The following is a 994-nucleotide window of genomic DNA, read 5'->3' on the forward strand; positions in this document are numbered from 1 at the left end:
CCACCCCGTCACGAGCTCACCGCCGGCACCGTGTGGATACGGCACGGATGCACCCGACGCTGTGTGTCGGCGCAGTGCGACTCGACCTGAGCGGTGAAGCTCGACGCCGACATGCCGCGGGCCGCATCCGCGACGCGCAGCAGGAAGGCCGAGCGCGACTCGTCGTCCAACGTGTGCTGATGGGCGATGCGGTAGTCGCTCTTGGCAAGGGTCTTGGAGACGATCACGAGCCGTGCTCCCGCCAGCGACGACGGCGGCGCCCCCTCGACCAGCCCCTGCTGCACGGCGACCTGATAGGCGGCCAACTGCGCATGCGCGAGCACGCCCGAGTCGGATTCGGGATCGTTCTTGCCCGTCTTCAGATCCACCACGACCGTGGGCCCGTCCGGACCTCCCGACATCCGCTCCCAGCCGCGACCTCGCGCCGCGGGGTGCTCGCCCGCTCCGGGCGGGTAGGCCTCCACCCGGTCGATGTAGCCGTGGATGATCGCCTGATTCGCCCGGTCCTCCCCCACCTCGTGGACGGTGGGAACGGCGTCGTCGGCCGACTCCGCCACGTCGACCGCGAAGCGGAACTCGACCTCGCTGCCGATGACCCGCCCACCCTCGCGGCGCACATCACCCAGGTAGGTGTGCAGCCGATCCACGAGCAGGTCGGCGCGACGGCGCTCCTTGCGCCCGATCCACTCGGTCTCGAAATCGAGCTCCGGCCAGTGCTCGGCCACGATCGCGCGCATCTTCTCGAGATCTCCCTCGGGAACCCGCTCCATCGCCTCGTGCACGATCGTCCCGATGCCGGCCGTGGGCGGCATCACCGTGTCCCCGCCGAGAGCCGAGACCACCCAGTTGAGACCGCATTCCTCATACGACTCCATCTTCGAGGGTGAGACCCGCGCCCCCGTGACGGCGAGATCGCGCAGCGGCGCCGCGGTCGAGGGAGGGGTCATCCCGTACCAGTCCGCCGGATCAGCCCCCGGCACGCCCTCACGCGCGA

Annotated in this window: 1 protein-coding gene; it reads right to left on the reverse strand. The window is 70.3% G+C overall.

What is annotated here, in order from left to right:
- Window positions 1–8 precede the first annotated feature (8 nt).
- Window positions 9–994: PD-(D/E)XK nuclease family protein (locus KZA10_RS16095; protein WP_218683389.1), on the reverse strand; the 986-nt coding region annotated here is incomplete at its 5' end.

The sequence above is a fragment of the Microbacterium sp. BF1 genome (genome assembly GCF_019279095.1).
Classification (GTDB): domain Bacteria; phylum Actinomycetota; class Actinomycetes; order Actinomycetales; family Microbacteriaceae; genus Microbacterium; species Microbacterium maritypicum.